The organism is Zhongshania marina (assembly GCF_002915595.1).
Classification (GTDB): Bacteria; Pseudomonadota; Gammaproteobacteria; order Pseudomonadales; family Spongiibacteraceae; genus Spongiibacter; species Spongiibacter marinus_B.
This window is the reverse complement of record NZ_PQGG01000019.1, coordinates 193,953-211,453: the sequence shown is the minus strand read 5'-3', so window position 1 is coordinate 211,453 and position 17,501 is coordinate 193,953. Positions and strand designations below refer to the sequence as shown.

11 protein-coding genes are annotated in these 17,501 nt (G+C 48.4%); 9 read left to right on the top strand and 2 right to left on the bottom strand.

Going from position 1 to position 17,501, the window contains the following annotated elements:
- Nucleotides 1-391 precede the first annotated feature (391 nt).
- The 3 genes from C0068_RS08790 (at nt 392) to C0068_RS08780 (ending at nt 4,101) form a co-directional block, all read left to right on the top strand.
- Nucleotides 392-1,147, top strand: a complete 756-nt coding sequence (locus C0068_RS08790) for a hypothetical protein (RefSeq protein ID WP_146047866.1) — start codon at nt 392-394, stop codon at nt 1,145-1,147.
- A gap of 445 nt (nt 1,148-1,592) precedes the next feature.
- A complete protein-coding gene (locus C0068_RS08785) occupies nt 1,593-2,690 on the top strand; it encodes a hypothetical protein (RefSeq protein WP_146047865.1) in 1,098 nt (365 codons plus the stop codon).
- Between the two features lie 682 nt (nt 2,691-3,372).
- On the top strand, nt 3,373-4,101 hold the full coding sequence (locus C0068_RS08780; RefSeq protein ID WP_103684114.1) for a methyltransferase domain-containing protein: 729 nt from the start codon (nt 3,373-3,375) through the stop codon (nt 4,099-4,101).
- Nucleotides 4,102-4,317: 216 nt separating this feature from the next.
- Here C0068_RS08780 and C0068_RS08775 read toward each other — a convergent pair whose 3' ends face one another.
- Entirely contained in the window at nt 4,318-6,561 is a 2,244-nt protein-coding gene (locus C0068_RS08775; protein WP_269844893.1) for a TonB-dependent receptor, read from the bottom strand.
- A 475-nt stretch (nt 6,562-7,036) separates the two neighbouring features.
- On the opposite strand from C0068_RS08775, the gene C0068_RS08770 reads away from it, so the two are divergent.
- The 5 genes from C0068_RS08770 to tadA all read left to right on the top strand — a co-directional run bounded on the left by C0068_RS08770 (nt 7,037) and on the right by tadA (nt 11,913).
- Complete coding sequence (locus tag C0068_RS08770; RefSeq protein ID WP_103684112.1) at nt 7,037-7,528, top strand: hypothetical protein; 492 nt, start codon at nt 7,037-7,039, stop codon at nt 7,526-7,528.
- Between the two features lie 483 nt (nt 7,529-8,011).
- Nucleotides 8,012-8,758 (top strand): nuclear transport factor 2 family protein, encoded by a 747-nt coding sequence (locus tag C0068_RS08765; protein WP_103684111.1) that lies wholly within the window; start codon nt 8,012-8,014, stop codon nt 8,756-8,758.
- Between the two features lie 625 nt (nt 8,759-9,383).
- Complete coding sequence (locus C0068_RS08760) at nt 9,384-10,256, top strand: metal-dependent hydrolase (RefSeq protein ID WP_103684110.1); 873 nt, start codon at nt 9,384-9,386, stop codon at nt 10,254-10,256.
- 75 nt (nt 10,257-10,331) lie between these two features.
- Nucleotides 10,332-11,165, top strand: coding sequence for a hypothetical protein (locus C0068_RS08755; protein WP_103684109.1), 834 nt, complete (start codon nt 10,332-10,334; stop codon nt 11,163-11,165).
- A 262-nt stretch (nt 11,166-11,427) separates the two neighbouring features.
- Nucleotides 11,428-11,913: a tRNA adenosine(34) deaminase TadA gene (gene tadA / locus C0068_RS08750; protein WP_103684108.1), complete on the top strand. Its 486-nt coding sequence runs from the start codon at nt 11,428-11,430 to the stop codon at nt 11,911-11,913.
- Between the two features lie 23 nt (nt 11,914-11,936).
- Here the strand turns inward: tadA and mltF are convergent, their stop codons facing one another.
- Nucleotides 11,937-13,397, bottom strand: coding sequence for a membrane-bound lytic murein transglycosylase MltF (mltF, locus tag C0068_RS08745; protein WP_158249953.1), 1,461 nt, complete (start codon nt 13,395-13,397; stop codon nt 11,937-11,939).
- A gap of 141 nt (nt 13,398-13,538) precedes the next feature.
- Between mltF and purL the strand changes: the two genes are divergently transcribed.
- On the top strand, nt 13,539-17,426 hold the full coding sequence (purL, locus tag C0068_RS08740; RefSeq protein ID WP_103684106.1) for a phosphoribosylformylglycinamidine synthase: 3,888 nt from the start codon (nt 13,539-13,541) through the stop codon (nt 17,424-17,426).
- Nucleotides 17,427-17,501: the final 75 nt, after the last annotated feature.

The following is a 17,501-nucleotide window of genomic DNA, read 5'->3' as shown; positions in this document are numbered from 1 at the left end:
CAAGACGCATCTAGCGGTGCAGGGTGTGTCGACCAAGGGCTTGAGGTGTACCTGATGCGTGCGCCTAGAACATGGCTTCCTGCGGGCACGATTTGATAGCTGCCACACTGAGATATTGTCGCATTCAGCTAGCGGGGTTTCCGTCTCAGCAGTGGTGCCTAGCGTATGGCGGAGAGTGCTGCCTTGCTGGTCGACGAGGGATTTCGCGAGCGACCGTTTCGCCAGTGGGTAATGAGCATACCGTATTCACTGCGTTTAATGGATTGGCGATGAACGGTTTCCAGTGCATAGTAGCGGCTTTTACCTGATTGAGAGGCTTCATATGCTATCCCTTAAGCATAATCGTCATTGCAAGTACGTCTCTGCTTAGCTGTGTTTTGTGGTGGCTGTCGTGGTCACCGGCTGTGCTGTCACCCAACAGAAGGCCCTTGAGCCATTGGATTGGATTGATAAGGACGTGGAACGCTATTCGGTAACGGGAACGGGTAGCTGGGCGCGAATACGCAAGCAGCCGCTGACCGTAGGCCCCTTTACTGGGGATGTTGCCGCGCAGTCTGTCTGGAGTTCTTTGCCTGTGACCACGTCATCCGATGTTCAGATATCGGTGGGCAGCGACGATGCCAAAGGACACAGATTGGAGAGCGGTACCGTAGCCAAGGACAATGAGTCCGAATTGCAGTTTCGTCTTCTGGGGCCGTCCGGCGCCTTGGCAGATCTTCGTTGTCGCCAGCATCGCTACATTGAAGACCAGAAAACGGGGTTGACTCGTGGTGATGGCACTAACGGTTTCTCAGTGTCTGAGCAGGTAGCATATTCATCGACCTTCAACTGCAAAGCCCGCGGCGCAGACAAGCAATGGCCACAGTGGCAGCTGGATTTGGGTGGTGGCGAGGCGGCACCCATGCAGGGCTATCTGATTATTGACGGCGTTAAATATGAGGTGGCCGGTAGCCAGTCATCCAATATTGGCCGCTCACCTTATACCGTTAGCTATGAAATTAGTCGTGGCGGTAAGCCGCTGGTGCAGGTAGATCGCAGTGGCGATGGTTTGGTCAGCCTGATGATGCCGGTAGGTGACAAGCAGCATGTCGCCTTTGTGGGGGCAGCGGCTGCCTTGCTGCTGGCCAATGATCCGCTCGAACCCTGATTCTTTAGCGTTATGTGAACCGCGTGCTCGGTCTCAGTCTACGTGCAATTGAGGTCGTGGCTGCGGAGGCGGCGGACGAGTTGCTGCGTCGCAGTACTTTTTATTGAAGGAGGGCAAAGAGTTGCAAACCTTGTAAATCGTGCGCATTTCTGTTGTCTGACTCTCTCTTGCGTGGAGCAGGGGCTGCATGGAAGCAGGCGTTCTTATTTGTAAGCAGGTATGTTGAGAGTTGACGCGCTGCCTCCAAGTGCGAGTGCAGTAATACGGCAAGCTCGCAGTAACTACATACCTTACTTCTTAAGTTCAAAAGCAATGTAGCTACCTACCCCCCCTGCATTGGGGGGAGAACGGGTTTGTCCCTGACTTTATAGTGTCCTCTTGTAGCCTTCGATGTTTTTCTGGGGCGACTTCCTCTTGCTTTGTTAACTGAATTGAAAGGTACTTGATGATGAATAAGACGACTTTGGTGTCCGGCGCGCTGGTTTTGACTGGAATGCTGGTGGCCTGTGGCAGTCAGCCACCTAAAAAGCAGGAAGCGCTTAGCCTGAGCACTGATCCCGCCTCTGTTGCGGCAGAGTATGTTGCACTTGAAAATGGTACGACGCTTCCGCGTGGTGGCAATGTAATGATCACCAGCTGTAATGTGGCTTTTGGCAAGAAAACCCGCGCTGGCGCCTCTACTCAGGCGGGTGCACTTTACCGGGAAAGTGCTGACAAAACTCGTGTAGAAGCGAAGGTGAGTTCAGAGATGGTGCTGGAAGGGGTTGATGACAGCACCCTTGAGCGCCTTACCTCGGTGATCTGTCAAGATGCCAAACAGGCTCTGGTAGAGGCGGGCTATAACGTCATCAGTGGTCAGGACAATGCGCAATATCGAGAGCTGCAGGCAAACGGTAAGCCCTCGCCTCATGAATGGGATTACAACAAAAGTGAGTACGCGGTGTTTGCTCCGTCTGGGTATTCGGTCTGGGACAATCGTTTTGTTGGTGTGGCTGGCGGCTTGATGTCGGCGTTTAAAGCCGCTAAGGGAAACAGTTCGGATCAGTTGTTGACCGGCGCAGTGAATGCCAAGCAGGCCACCGGTGTTGCGATGCATTTCGTTGTGGCTTTCGCATCCTCGGAGGGCGATAAGGGCAGGAAATCCATGTTTACCCGTGACGATACGGCGGAGGTTTCTCACGACACCCGCATGATGGTGACCGGTGATATTAATTTCATGCCTGCTGCGCAACTGGATTGCTGGGAGCGGTTTGGTAAGACCGAGTGTATGCCGAAGGGTAAAACCCCACGGGTTGTTACTCGGAAGCCTCTGATCGCAGCCGAGCAGGCTTACGTGCGCATTCACGATATACAGTCGACGGGTTCGAAGATCGGTGAAGGTCTCGCCAATACGCTTAATATGCTGTCCGCCCTTGCAGGATCAAGCGGTACATCGACGATTGATATTGAGCAGTTGGGTGTTGAGGTTGACCCAGTCGTTTATGAGCGGGTTGCCCGAGAATACAGTCGCCGATTTATGAAGATGGCGATGTCCGTCAGGTAAGCCGCAAATCAGGCTTTTAATGGCTCAGCATTGACGCTCGCAGCACTTCGTGCTGTGAGCGTTTTTTTTATGAGTATCAAGATACTGGGCAATCAGCACCAGCGCCGCTCATATTTGCGAAAGGGTGTTACTGAAACACACTATCCCCCTTAGTGATGGGCATCGCAGTGTGTCACTTAAGGTCTCCGACAACATTAGAGCAGCGCGCAGGAAGATCAATCCCTGCGGACTCTGTCGAGCAAGGCATTATTGATGAACTGGGATCTATCGACGATAGCGTCGAGACGGGGCTCTATTTGCTAGGCTTGCTCTGCTGATTGCCGGATGCATTGAAGTTGTAGGAGGCGCTGCTGGGTGTATTGGGGTAGCCAGTGGCATATTGATGAAGCCTTCCTGCTCACAATCGATGAACGAGTCATGTTTTGTACTCGGAACAGTGATATTTCGCAAAGATGGCCAGCTCTGTATGTGTTCCAAGCGCTTTGCTATTGTCGGCGAAAACGATTGAAACCTCTTCGGGTTATAAGGGATAAATGCTGTAAAATAGTCAGCACTAGTAATTGAGTTTTTCTAGCCCATTCAGGGCGGCAGTAGATTCGCCCAGTACTTGTTGGCGACGTAAAAGATCTACTCGCGTTCCTAAGAAATTGATTCCTGTATTTATTGAAGGCAGAGGATAGAAATGAAAAAGTGCTTACGTGGTTTACTTGGTATTCGAGTGCAGCCAAATAAAACCATTGCGAAGCTGTGTAGGGGGGAGTGTATAGAGATTGGTGCCTTGTCGGCGCCAGCGGTTCTTCCAAAGGCTACCTCGATTAGATATGCAGATGTGGGAACAAAAGAGCAGACCAAGAATGCCTTGGAAAAAATAGGCTATTTCGGCTATCACAAGCGCAAGGAAGGGTTTGTCGATGTTGATATTGTGTTCGGCGCGAACGAACCACCATTGGCTAGCCTAGCATCCGCTAGTGTAGATACCGTCTTTTCATCTCATTCGCTGGAGCATTCCTCAAATCCAATTGCGGCTCTAATGGATTATTTAAGGGTGTTAAGGCCTGGTGGCATTGTGTACACGATTATTCCGAATAAGAAATATACTTATGACAGGAAAAGGGCGCTTACCCCGTCAGAAGTATTAATTGATAAGTATGTGAATGACCGCTGGGCTTATACCTTGGATGAGTACCGCGATGTATACCTCAATACTGAAAACCATGAGGTTTACGATAATCACACGGAGGCAGATATCCTCCAGGCTTTTGAAGACGCCGACGGCCATCACCATATCTATGTCTATGACGAAACAAATGTGATGGCGATGATCGCCTTTGTGGTAGAACGTAGTGGTGGTGAGCTTATTTATTTCGACTCTAGCAACAATAGCGAATTGCACTTTGCGATTAGAAAGTAGCTATCTATGGTTTTCGGGTTTTTTGTTAATACTGATATTTTTGGAGCATCCCATTTTTGGCAGTTGGGTGCCTAAGTTAGTAGGTCGTCTTTTGTGATCAGTAATAGACACTAATAAATGATGTAACTTGTTTTTAAATTGTCGAAATGCCTAGAAGAGTTGGGCAAAAAAAAGCCCGCTATTGCGGGCAAAAAATATTAATTTAAGTATATGAAATTAGTATTCCCATTCAAGACCTACACCCCACATCCGTGGGCGAGCGTAAGACTCACCAATACCAAAGTCTTGGCGGAAACGCTGCATGTGGCTAACTTCATTGGTAAGGTTTGAGCCCCAACCATATAGCTTCATGTTCGTTTTGGTGTCCCGAACGCTAAATCTTGCGTTAATTTTCGTGTACGCTTCTTCAGGAACGTTATTGGTTGGGTCGAACCAGAAACCAGAGTTGTGGTAAGCACCTAAACCAAGTTCATTCTCAAGACGGCCTATATCAAAGCGATAGCTCACATCCACTACACCGGAGAAGTCGGCAGTTCGAATAGTGGTGTTCCCTGAGCAGTCATAAGTAGCTTCTAGCCCTGTATCTGGATCGAAGTTAGTACATTCATAGTCGTCATATGAGCCATCAAGCCAAGTGCCAGAGAAAGTCACTACTAATCCGTCAATCGGAGTGTTGTAGGTCATTTCTAGTTCGGCACCATCGATGGTGTATTCCGCCGCATTTTCTAGGCGAGTTACACCGCCGCTTGTAAGCGATAGGATCTGAGCGTGGCCATTTTCAACTGTGGTGGAAAACAGGGCAGCGTTTAATCGAAGGCTACCATCTAGCCAATCTGACTTGATACCAACCTCATGTGACTCTGCTTCTTCAGGCTCAATTCTAGATGGGGGTGCATTGATGTTAAGTCCGTTGAAGTTACCGCTCTTAAATGCTGTGGTGTAACTGTAGTAGACCATAGCATCATCAGATAAGTCGAAGTCGATACCAAAGCTGGGGGTGAAGTCAGTCCACGTGGCGCTATCTTCCTCATAATCAAATGCCCTTACCCAATCGGTGGTGCCTAGGATTGGTAGGTTTTGAATTCGCGCGTCTACTGTAGAAGTCGGAATTACTCGGGTTTCGTCAGAGTAACGACCACCAAACTTAATAGATAGGTAATCGGTAATATCTATGTCAAATTCAGCAAAAGCTGCTTTTGCGTCGGTATCTACACCTCCATATAGTAAAAGGTGAACAGGATTTTCTGGCAGCCCAGTAAGCCCAAGCGCTCCCAACCCTAACGACTCAACTAAACCGTTAAGGAGGTTAGGGTCGAGTCCGATAAGCTGTTGGCCTAGTGTTAGGGCATCAACGTAAATCGGTGTTGTTTGATCTTTGTAAGTGTCTTCAATATAGATACCGGCAATCCAGCTTAACCACGATGGTCCCCAGTCAGAGCTGGTGAACGAGATGTCGATGGAGTCGGTGTCAGATGTATTTGGGATCGCCTCGATGATCAGTAATTTTTCATAGGCCATATCGTAATCCCAGTAAACGCCGCTCGTGGCTTCTGAGTGTCCGAAAATCGCCTTGGTATTGAAATACTGATTTGTAATATCAAATTCAAGCTTGGATGCCTGAGACTCCATCTCTGTAAAAACTTCTATTCCTACGCCAGTTTCCCAGGGGTCGGGATTCCCAGTGATTACTGATGCGAACAGGGGCGAGGGGGTGTCGTTGGTTAACGGGGCAGAGTCGCCAGAACTATGGCGGATCTTATAATGGCTTGCGTTTACTTCAAGCCAGTCGGTTGGGGCTAAGCGAGCTTCAAATTTAACGCCGCGATCATCGTAATCTAAGTGCTTTTGCGATGGGTCGGGCGTATAAATCATATACGTTTCCCGGTTTGTGTACAGTCCGGAAATACCTAAAGCGAAATTATCACCTACAGGGCCAGATAAATGAACTTTACCTTTTAGAAGGTTGTAATTCCCGCCTTCAACGGTGATGTTTGCTTGTACTTCTTCAAAGCTGGGTTTCTTTGTTTCGACTACAATCGCACCACCTACCGCATTACGACCATAGAGAGTACCTTGGGGGCCTTTTAGCACTGTAACTGATTGCACATTACCTAAAGATTGGGCTTGGTTCGATGTCAGTGTTATATATAAGCCATCTAGATATGTTGCGACACTTGAGTCTATTGGCCCCTGAAATGAGTCGGAGCCTACACCACGAATGAATATTAAGCTATATGCCGCCATCTCCGTAACGGTTAGGGCGGGTGTTACATTCATTAAATCCTTGATGTCGGCAACACCCATAGCGTCTAGGGCTGCGCCTGTATGTGCGGTCAAACTTGCAGAAATATCTTGCAAATTTTCCGTTTTTTTACGGGCCGTAACTACAACCTCCTCAAGTTGGTTACTGCTCCTTTTTGATTTATTAGTAGGGGTAATGTCGTCTTGCGCGTACGCCATTCCCCCTAGAACAAAGGGTAACGTCGATAACAACGTTATTATGTAGTTGTTTTTCATTGCTTAAAAATCCCCGCTTAATGAGGTTGTTATATAGTAAATACAAGAATTCTGCATAGTTGCATTACTCCTGTGTATGCCTTCTGACATGCGGTAGACACCGATTCAATGAGAGCATTTATTGATCTTAGAGTCAATAGCAGGGTGTGTCAAATCAAAAGAGTAAGTTCCATATTTTATGAAGAAATAAGAGGGATTTATTTTAACTCTTTATTTATCAGTGGGTTGGGTGTTTATTTTGTGTAATGACTTAAATTTTCCGTCTTGAAATTACTATTGAGTGGTACTTAGATAGCGGTGTGGTGCGAACAGGGTCACAATTATTACCAGTTATTCGCAACAAATATTATTCGTTATTGACTTGTAGGTCAGTTGGTGGGTAGACTGAATTGGTAATCAAATTTTTGGAGTGGTTGTTATGAAGAAAAATAAAATGTTAACGAGATTGGCTGCGTCAGCTATTTTGAGTGGCATGGTTGGTATGGCTAGTGCCCAAGATTTGCCTATTATTGGCGGTTTACTGGGTGGTGGTCTTCCTTCAACGGGTGGTTTAGGTGGTGGCGGCTCCCTTCCGTTGGTTGGCGGTTTGCCGGTTTTGGGTACCTTTTTGCCATTTGTTTTGGGTGAGTTGCCTATGAGTTTGACGGCAATTGATTTGCCTATTGAGAAAACTTTGGCGGGTCTTGGGCAGGTTGGCGGTTTGGTGGGGCCAATTTCTGGAAACCCTGAGTCACTTATACGTCCAGTTCAGCACCTGGCGCTTCCCGTAGCTTTTGATGTTATTCCTTTAACAGAGGTTTTGTTTAGTAATCCAGCTGGGCTACTTGACTTTCTAACAAGTGGGGGTGTGCTGCTTATGCCTGATATATCGCTGGTACCACGCATCCCCTTGGTAAATCAGCCGTTGTAAGAGATGTTTTGTGTTGGCTAGCTTGGGGTATTCTGAGCTAGCTAATGTTGGTTGGTGTGTCTTAAATGCCTGTATTTCTGATTTTATAGGGGATTTGGTTTTTTTGTTGTGTTGCTTGAAAACCCTGCTGGAATTATAGACTTTTTCATGGGGGGGGGACGATCTTGACTCAGGCCCTTAATGGCTCGGGTGGTAATTCTGTCGTTCCAGGAATACCACTTTTAACTCAGCCTTTGGATTTGTAAGAGTTTAGGTTGTTAGTGTTACAGGGCGACAAGCTTTTGCTTGTCGCCTTTTTTGTATTTAGTGCAGGCAATTGAAAGCAAATTTAAAGATATTTCAAGCGCTTAAATATTTACGTATATTTATCTGAATTAGCAATCTATCTTCATTTGACAGCGGCCTTTTATTGGTGGATTATTGGTATTGATTTTAAGGTCAATATAGATATATAACCATAAGATATTAATTGAGGTAAAAAACATGCATCTTGGATATTTAGAAGAAGGTCATAAGCTCGCGGAGCAAGCGAAAGAAGAGAGTGAAAAGGCTGGTCGCCGTTCATTCCTTAAGAAGGCCGGTGCGGCCATTATGGTTGGCGGTGTGGCTCCTTCTGTTGCGTTTGGTATGTCCTCGGCTGCAGAGGCGGATGACTCCGTTAAGGGGTTTAAAGGTAAGGGGCGTATGGGTATGTCCACCGGTGAGGATTGGATTGATACATTCTTCAATGAGGGGGCTGCCGGAATTATTCATTACTATGCAGATGATTTCGTTTTTGAAGATATCACTCTGTTCCAAACTATTACTGATAAAGAAGAATTGTATAACGCGTTTTTACCGTTTAACAAAGATTCAAATGTAGGTAAACATTACTTTGATGTGGTTCGTTACGATGGCGGTTTGGCGGGTGATAGAACCGCTCAGTTACGTTTGCAAATGCCCCCTCAATATCAGCCTGCTGAATGGGATATGTGGACAAAAGATACGCTAGAGGGCGCTGATCATTCTTATGATGAGTGGGGCGTTATGCAGTGGGTATGGAAGTCTGAGCACTATGTCGATTTCTTGGGTTTACCTGCTACAGGAAAGACAACACACACGCGCGGCATGACTTTCCATTGCTATAAGGACCGCAAGGTTGTTAGAGAGTATACGTATTGGAATTTCCGTGACGTGGCCATCCAGTTGGGCGTACTTCCAGCACCAAATAAGTTCTGGAAGAAAAAGTAATTGACTAGGTGCTCTATGAGCAGTTTGCCCAGCTTGTGCTGGGCTTTTTTTTGTCCAGGAAATTGCTTCAAGCGATCTTTGCGCAATTTTATTTCATCCTCTGCCAGCGTCGTGTATATCGCTTATTGTGGGCAAAATTGTAGCCAAAGCGCTCGATTCGCTAGCGTACCCACAGGGCATAAATACCCACTGGGCATAAAGGACAGGATCTACTCAATCGTTCCTTTATGCGTAAAACTCGCTCATTTACGATTCCTGTTGGTCGCACGCACAAGTGCGTGATCTCCGCCGCGCTGCGGTTCGTTCGATTATTTCTTGCCAGAGAATAAAATTCCGGCTCGTGCAAAGCGCTCTTTAATTTTGTATTGATACTAAATATGAGTATTTATTGTTAATATTGTCAATATAGTTAAATTGAGGGTTGGGGCGGTGTTTTTGGTGTTGAATATCAAGCATTTAGCGATTCATGTACCGAGCGGTATTTTGAGTTTCTTATATTGACCTGTAGGTCAATATGTGTTTGAATACAATCAAGAGGCCGAAGACGTTTGTCGACCACGCAGTAAGTGCAATCAGACTCCGTACCTAAGACTAATGCATAGGGGTCGAAATAGAGGGCAGGGCAATGAATATTAAACCAGAAGCGCGCAAAATCGAGTGTGATTTTTCGAAAGCAAGGATTGATTGGATACCTAAGGATCCTGAACTGGCACAGTTTTGGAACGCCGTGAGTATTGGTCTTCCTTTGTTGGAAGGGTATTTAATACGTGCTTTAGCTAAGTCTAAGAAACTGCTTCCTGAGGATAGAGAAGACCTCTACGCAGATTGTGAATTATTTTGTAAGCAGGAAGCTAATCACTCTAAAACCCATATGGCGTTTAACGATATGGTGAGAGGCTTGGGTTACTATCCAGAAATGGATAAGTACACCGATAAGCTGCGGGCTGACTACGAGCGTTTTGATCGTGAATACGGCCTGCGTCACGCGATGCTTTACGCAGAAGGTTTTGAGACCGCTGGTCCTATATTTGCTACATATTTTCTTGTGCAAGCGAATAAGCGTTTAAAAGACAATGACGTTGATTTAATTACCTTGTCGCTATGGCGCTGGCACCTTTCAGAAGAGTTCGAACACCGCTGCTGTGCGTTCAATGTTGTTGAGGCACTGTACGGTACCTACTGGGGGCGTGTCGGTGGAATAATGAAGGCAACTTTCCACTTGTTGGGTTTTGCTGTGCCGCTTAGCGAGTATATGCAGCGGGAAGATAAAAAAGCCGGTCGTATGGAGCGTGGGCCTAAGGCGATGTTGCGCAAATTAAGCTCGTACTCCGGTATGTTCTTTTTCATCACCCCTAGAATTTTGCGGGCTTGTACGCCTTGGTACAACCCTAAAAACCTCAAAGCACCTGCAGGTTGCGAGGAAGTGTTGACTATCGCTTCAGAAACTTTGGATCTGAATAAGATGGCTGAACGGGCGCGGGAAACTATACCCGCATAAGGACTGAACATTGCGTCGTTCTAAACGGCGCAAATCGTTCCAATAGATTTTAAAAAGCGTATAAGGAGAATAATAATGAGTCTTGTACCTCCAGAGGTCATGGCCGGTGAGCTAGATTTATTTTGGCAAAGTGTTTTTACATGGGCGAGTTGGGGCATTGTTCTTATCATGCTCATTATTGCTGTACGTATGGGCTTACGTCAGCGAACGCCATTTTATTTCATTGCGGTTTTGGCGGCGGGTGTCGGGGCGTATATCGAACCCTTGTATGACGTTGCTTTTGATTTGTGGTTTTACGACGTTGCCAATGGGCTTCCCGGCGCAATGTGGTCACACTTTACGGCGTTCGGAATTGTGCAGCCGAATTGGACTCATAGCGGTTACATGATTCTGTATTCCTCTGCCTGCTTGTATGCCGGCAAAATGTTATATGAAGGTCGTGCGACTAAATCTACCTTGTTTTTGATTTGGTTGGCGGAAATTACCGCGTCTTGTGTTTTTGAAATGATTGGGACCGGTACGGGCGTTTATACCTATTACGGCCCATACGTAATGCGTATTTGGAATTACCCTTTGGTGATCGGCGTTTTAGAGGGTACACAAGTTATTTTATATACCGTGCTTGCGGTTCAACTCTGGCGGCGCGTGTCGAGCTCCTTTGGTTTGCTAGGTTTATTTGCAATCTTCCCCGTTACAATGATGGGTGCGAATTGCGGATTAGGTGCACCTATTATTGTGGCCTTACATCTGTCTGATGCTGAATTCAGTCAGGGTATGATTTGGGCGGCGACCTTGCTGACAATGGGCCTCTGTGTAATTGCTGTTAATGGAGCGGCTAGGTTTATTCCTGAGCCATTGACCAAGACAAGAGAGGATTTTGTCGGTTCGTCTAAATTAGTTCACGCTTGATTCCTTTTCACCGTGTTCTGCTTGGCAGGGCACGGTGAAACTCCCCCACCAGTGCTTTTCTCCTAGTCATATTTTCTTTGTGCGATTATCGTTGTGCGCTCCACACTTCTTATTTTTATATGCTCTTTGTTGGTGCCGCAAAAATCTTCCTTAAAACTCCTCAGCCGAATAGCTTAGAATAGCTGCTTGGATTACATGCAACTACGAGTTATTGGTTGATGTGCATTATTTCGGTGAGCGAAATAGAAGATAGGAATTGGCTTTGGAAACTTTTGACGACGAGTACTGGATGCGTCAGGCGCTGGCATTAGCCTTAGACGCTGATGCGCGCAATGAAGTGCCGGTGGGAGCGCTTATCGTGCGTGATGGGGTGCTTATTGGAAAGGGCTTTAACCAGCCAATAAGCGAGTCTGATCCAACGGCCCATGCCGAAATTGTTGCGCTTCGTGAAGCTGCGCAGGAAGTCGACAATTATCGACTTCCTAATGCCACAATGTATGTCACCGTTGAGCCCTGTGCTATGTGCGCAGGTGCTATTATTCACGCTCGGCTCGCACGTTTGGTCTTTGGCGCGGCAGAGCCAAAAGCGGGGGCAGTGTGTAGTCATTTGCAATTATTTGAGCAAGCTCAAATGAATCACAAAGTGGCTTGGCAGGGCGGTGTGCTGGCAGAGGAGTCTGCAACAGTGGTGCAGGCATTCTTTACTCGCCGGCGGGAGGAGAAAAAGCGCGCGAAGCTGGCGACCTAAATTCGGTCTGTTGAATATAGAGTTCAGAGTGCGTCAAAACCACGTTTCAGTTCTGGCGGTAGGTAGTCTGACACAATACGGGGCGGGGGGACGCGATAGCGATTGAGCTCGTCCCAGGTTAATAGCGAATAGTAGTCGCGGATATTGCGGACATAGCGCGCTGCTTCGTCGCCTCTAGCGTAGCCGTATTTCGATGGTTTATACCATTTCTGTTGGCGTAGTAGTGGGAGGCTTTCTCGAACGTCATTCCACAGATTAGGGTTTCCACCACGCTTCTGGGTAATGATGCGGGCGTCTTCTACGTGGCCTAGACCGATATTGTAGGCGGCAAGTGCAAACCAGCTTCGTTCAGGGGGCTCTATTCCCGCAGGCAGACGGCTATATAATTTTTTATAGTAGCGAGCGCCACCCCGCAGGCTTTGCAGAGGGTCTAAACGGTCCTCTACATTTAGCTCTTCGGCGGTGGCTCTCGTCAGCATCATCATTCCGCGTACGCCTGTCGGCGAGCGTGCGTCTGCGTCCCAGTGCGACTCCTGATAACTAATTGCCGCGAGTAAACGCCAGTCTAGGTCGTATTCTATCGCCACTTGCTCAATCATGCCCTTTACGTCGGGTAGGCGATCTTGCTTCATTTGCAGGAATGTTTGGGTGCTAACAAAGGTCTGGCGTTCGTTAAAGGTGAAATTGCGATCAATCAGTCGCGCTAACTTTCCATTGTCAGTATAGGTTTTGAAAAAGTTTGTCATTTCCTTTATCAGGCTGGCATTGTTAGGTGTTGCAGTCATTGCCCATGCCAGTTTGCGAGGGCTGCCGGTGCTGAAAGCAATGCGGAAGCTGGGGTAAAAGGCGCGGTTTGCATAGTATTCGGTTGAGTTCACAATCGTGACATCGATTTGTCCGTCAACGAGCTGCTCAAGTAAATCGATGGTTTCTAGGTCGCGGCTTTCAATCCACTGCAATTCTGGGTGGTCTTTTTGTAAGGCTAGAAGTTGCTCAACATGGGCGCTGTTGCCAATAACGTGAATTTGTTTGCCGATTAAGTCCTTCGCCGAGCTTATTTTGGGGTTTACGTCGCGGTTGTATATAAATAGCTGCTTTACGCTGAGGTAGCTTGGGCCAAATAACAAGGTTTCTTGGCGAGCTGGTGTGATACTAAGACCCGCTGCGGCGAAGTCGGCGCGCTCTTCCATTAAGCCGCTAAAGACCTCGTCGAGGCCGACGACCGGAATCATTTCTAATTCCACATTAAGGTGATTGGCAAAGGCGAGGGCGAGTTGGTACTCAAATCCCGCAGGGGAGCCTTGAATTTCGTAATAAGTGGTTGAACCGTTGCGGGTGAGTACCCGCAAAACCCCGTCTTCACGAATTCTTTGTAGATTGTCGCTATTGTTTTTGCAGCCGCCGAGAAGGCTCGCGGTAAGTATTACGGATGCCGCACACAGCCAAATAGCTAGTAATCTCTGGGTTTTGTGGCTTGCGGGCAAGTTTGACGCTCCAATGAATAAGGCTTCAATTGTATCGGGATGAAGCTGATCGCACCATAAAGACTATTTGGGATAAAATTTCCCGCGTAAATCCTTTACAATGGCCGGCTTCAATCCATTCGATCGAGGTTGTCGCCCCGAATGCTTATTCTTCCTGGTGCTCCGGCGCTTTCAGATTTCCGTTTAGAAAAATTAAAGGCCGCGTTGGCTGCATCAATTCCCAGCTTGCGGGATGTTAGCGCGCAATATATTCACTTGGTCGATACGGCGGTTGATCTTGATCCCGAACGCAGTGCGGTCTTAAGTCAGCTACTGCACTACGGCCCCCGTGCTGAGTTTGTTGCTAGCAAAGGCCTGCAGTTTTTTGTGGTGCCTAGACCAGGCACTATTTCGCCTTGGTCAAGCAAGGCCAGTGATATCGCCCATAACTGCGGCTTGGATATGATCGCGCGAATTGAGCGCGGCGTGCAGTATATCTTTGATATTGACGGCGAGCTTGATGGTGATCAACGCGCTGCTTTATTAGCGGCCATTCACGACCGCATGGTGGAGTCGGTGTTGGCTGAACCCGCCGAGGCCGAAGTGCTGTTTAGTCGCCAAAGCCCCAAGCCTATGCAGGCGGTAGATGTGCTTGCCGGTGGTCGCCAAGCCTTGGTGGCGGCTAATAGTGAGCTCGGTTTGGCGCTGGCTGACGATGAGATCGACTATTTGCTTGAAAGCTTTACTCAGCTTGGGCGCAATCCGAGTGATGTAGAGTTGATGATGTTCGCGCAGGCTAACTCAGAGCACTGTCGCCATAAAATCTTTAACGCTAGCTGGACGATAGACGGCGAAGCACAGGCGCACTCCCTATTCGGCATGATCAAAAATACCAACGAGCTGGGTGGCGAAGATGTTCTAAGTGCTTATTCAGATAATGCAGCCGTGGTGCGCGGGCACCGAGCGGGGCGTTTTTACCCTGCGCCAGATACTGCTGAATACCAATATCATCAGGAAGATATTCACTTGCTGATGAAGGTAGAAACCCACAATCACCCAACCGCAATTTCGCCTTTCTCCGGCGCGGGTACGGGTTCCGGTGGTGAAATCCGCGACGAAGGTGCTGTCGGGCGCGGCTCAAAACCTAAGGTTGGTTTGAGCGGCTTTAGCGTATCTAACCTGCGGGTTCCCGGATTTGAGCAGCCTTGGGAAGCCGATTATGGCAAGCCTGGGCGAATTGTGTCTGCCTTAGACATTATGCTGGATGGCCCTATAGGCGGCGCTGCATTTAATAACGAGTTTGGGCGTCCCAATTTGTGTGGTTACTTCCGTAGCTTTGAAGAAAACGCGCCGGGAGCGAACGGCGACGAGCGACGCGGCTATCACAAGCCAATAATGATTGCCGGTGGTTACGGCAATATAAAAGAAGAACACGTAATTAAAACCGAGTTTCCCGCCGGTCATAAACTGGTCGCACTGGGTGGCCCTGCCATGTTGATTGGTTTGGGTGGTGGCGCGGCCTCTTCTATGAGTAGCGGTGCGTCTACTGAGGACTTGGATTTTGCCTCGGTACAACGTCAAAACCCTGAAATAGAGCGTCGTTGCCAAGAAGTGATCGACCGCTGCTGGGCGATGGCAGATAAAAACCCTATTGCTTTTATTCATGATGTAGGTGCGGGTGGTCTGTCTAACGCCTTCCCTGAATTGGTGAAAGATGGGGGTTGCGGCGGCGAGTTTGATTTGCGCAAAGTACCGAATGACGAGCCGGGAATGTCGCCGCTAGAAATTTGGTGCAATGAGTCCCAGGAGCGCTACGTTATTGCAATTGCGCCGGACGACCTCGCCGTATTTGAAGCTATTTGTGCTCGCGAGCGCGCACCATATGCGGTGGTTGGTGAGTCGACCACGGACAAGCGGCTGCGGGTAGGTGATACCCACTTCGACAATAATCCCGTTGATTTGCCAATGTCAGTGTTATTTGGCAAACCGCCAAAAATGCACAGGGAAATTACTCGTCAAAATTTAGTGCTGCCAAGTTTTGATCCGTCGGCTATTAATATTGATGAAGCGCTTGATCGCTTATTAGCCTTGCCAACGATTGCGGCTAAAAACTTTCTGATCACCATTGGCGACCGTTCTATCACTGGGCAAGTACACCGAGATCAAATGGTAGGTCCTTGGCAGGTGCCGGTGGCGGACTGCGCGGTGACTACCGTTAGCTACGACTCTTATGCCGGCGAAGCCATGTCTATGGGGGAGCGAACGCCGCTGGCCTTAATAGATGGCCCAGCCTCTGGTCGCATGGCGGTGGCGGAAGCGATAAGTAATATTGCGGCAACGCGAATTGCCAAAATATCTGACATAAAACTGTCTGCAAACTGGATGTGTGCGGCGGGTTATGGCGGTGAAGACGAGAAGTTATTTGATACCGTTAAAGCTGTTGGCTTGGAGTTTTGTCCAGCCTTGGGGATTACAATTCCCGTCGGAAAAGACTCAATGTCGATGCGCACAACATGGCAGGACGGCGAGCAGGACAAGGCTATTACGGCGCCGATGTCGCTGATTATTTCAGCATTTAGCCCCGTAGTTGATGTTCGCAAAACGGTAACGCCACAGCTACGTGCCGATGTGGCTGAGAACGCCTTGCTGTTGGTTGACCTCGGCGCTGGCAAACAACGTTTGGGTGGCTCATGTTTGGCGCAGGTATATCAGCAGGTCGGCAATACTGCGCCGGATATTGATGATCCTGCCTTGCTGCTAGGCTTTTTTAATACGGTTCAGCAGCTTTTAGAAGATCAAAAAATTATCGCCTATCACGATCGCTCAGATGGTGGCTTGGCTATTACTTTATTGGAAATGGCATTTGCAGGGCATTGTGGTCTTGAGGTGGAGTTGAGCGCTGAAGGCAAGGTACACGGCGCATTGTTCGCCGAAGAGGCGGGCGCGGTATTGCAAGTTAGCTGTGCCGATGTCGAGTTTGTGCTGGAACAGTTTGCCGCCAATGGTTTGTCTGCCTGCGTCCATGAGATTGGTCGAGCGGTTGCCGGTAGTGATATTTCCATTAGCTACGGTGGCGTAGAGGTAATACGCGAAGACCGCTTGGCTTTACAGCGCAAGTGGCAGCAGTTGAGCTATCAGATGCAAGCGCTGCGTGATAACCCAGAGTGCGCGCAACAAGAGTTTGAGTCGATTACAGAAGCTGATCCCGGTTTGAGTCAGTCACTAAGCTTTGATGCGCAAAATGATGTTGCTGCGCGATACCTCAATTTAGCTGTGCGTCCCCGCATGGCTATTCTGCGCGAGCAAGGCGTGAATGGTCAGATGGAAATGGCGGCGGCTTTTGATCGCGCCGGTTTTACCGCTGTTGATGTTCACATGAGTGATATTTTGAGCGGCCGTGTTAGTCTGCAAGACTTTAAAGGTTTAGCTGCCTGTGGCGGTTTCTCCTACGGTGATGTATTGGGCGCTGGTGAGGGCTGGGCAAAAACGATTCTGTTTAATGGCCTTGCTCGGGATGAATTTGCCGCTTTCTTTGCGCGCACTGACACTTTCTCGCTAGGTGTGTGTAATGGCTGCCAGATGATGTCTAATCTGCATTCATTGATTCCAGGTGCAGAACATTGGCCGCGTTTTGTGCGCAACCGCTCAGAACAATTCGAAGCACGTTTTTCTCTGGTTGAAATCCCAGAATCACCCTCCATATTATTATCGGGTATGGCGGGCTCACATTTGCCGGTAGCAGTTGCTCACGGTGAGGGGCGCGCGGAGTTCGCCGATTCCGCACAGTTGCAGAATTTGCAGCAGAGTGGAAAAGTGGCTTTGCAATTTATTGATAATCAGTTAAACGTGACCGAGCGCTATCCTGCTAACCCCAATGGTTCGCCATTTGGCATAGCGGGTGCCAGCAGTGCCGATGGTCGCGTTACAATAATGATGCCGCATCCCGAGCGGGTTTTCCGTACCGTGCAAAACTCATGGGTGGCGGATAATTCAGTAGAAGACAGCGGTTGGATGCGCCTATTCCGCAATGCGCGGGTTTGGGTGGATTAGTAGAGTCAGAGAGCGCCGGCCAATGCCGGCGCTTTTACAAGGGCGGGTCAGGGGTGTCCCGTCTGTTATTTACGT